Consider the following 983-nt stretch of genomic DNA (forward strand, 5'->3'; position numbering starts at 1 on the left):
CTAAAATACAAGCTAGTCCTCTTGCTAAGATTAAGTATGATAGGATAAGATGGCAAGGGATAGGAGATAAATTAGGAGCGGCACAAAAAAGCAAAGAGAAAGCAAAAATGCTTTTATATTTGGAAAATGAAAATAAAAAAGGTAAGGTAAGTGATAAAGAAGTTCATCTTTATAAACATAATGGAATATGGCCTAAAGATACTCCAAAACCTAGAAGTCCTGATTATATTGGTGAAAATGGGGAGATTATTTTAAACATTAAACAAAGAGCCATGGAAATAAAAAATACTTTAAATGGAGGATATAATAGTGTTTCTATAAAGACAAAAGATAAACTCACCAGATATGATTTAGATGGTAAACCACATTATGAGAAGACATCAAAGAAAATAATTGATACGCCTCATAAAATAGAATATACTAAACATATAAATCCTCAAGATCCAACAAAGTATAGAATGTCACAGGGTTTAGTAGAGCCAATATCTCATAAAGATTTAGATATTGTAGAAAATTATTTAAAAAGGCAAAATAATGAAATTTGAGAATTTAAAGCATGGAAGTTTATTTAAAAGAGAATTTTATCTTAAAGATGTAAAAATAGATTTGAAAAATGACTTTTTTGTTTATTCTATCATAACAAATGAAAAAACTTTAGAAATATTTTTTAAATCAGAGAAAAAAGATATACAAGATTTGCAAATTGTTTTTTATGATTATAAGTTACTACACTCAAAATCATATTGTAAAAATTTTAATCAATTAGAAGCTAATTTTATCGATTTGATAAGAAATAATTGGGATGATATAACAGGCTATATTGAAAAAGAAGAAGAGATGTTGATAAGCATATATTTTGATAATGATTTAGAATATATTACTTTAACTTGTAAATATTTTAATATAGATTTTATGGATTAAATAAAGGATAAAAAATGACAAGAGAACAAGCAGAACTAATTATAGAAGAAGAAAAGTTGATT

2 protein-coding genes are annotated in these 983 nt (G+C 25.0%); both read left to right on the plus strand.

The window, feature by feature from the left end:
- Positions 1-545: hypothetical protein (locus tag AJ930_RS10255; protein WP_186820843.1), on the plus strand; the 545-nt coding region annotated here is incomplete at its 5' end.
- Positions 535-921, plus strand: a complete 387-nt coding sequence (locus AJ930_RS02610) for a hypothetical protein (protein ID WP_002871073.1) — start codon at positions 535-537, stop codon at positions 919-921. The genes AJ930_RS10255 and AJ930_RS02610, both read left to right, overlap by 11 nt.
- Positions 922-983 lie beyond the last annotated feature (62 nt).

Source organism: Campylobacter sp. BCW_6871, assembly GCF_001762325.1.
In the GTDB taxonomy this organism is placed as follows: Bacteria; Campylobacterota; Campylobacteria; order Campylobacterales; family Campylobacteraceae; genus Campylobacter_D; species Campylobacter_D jejuni.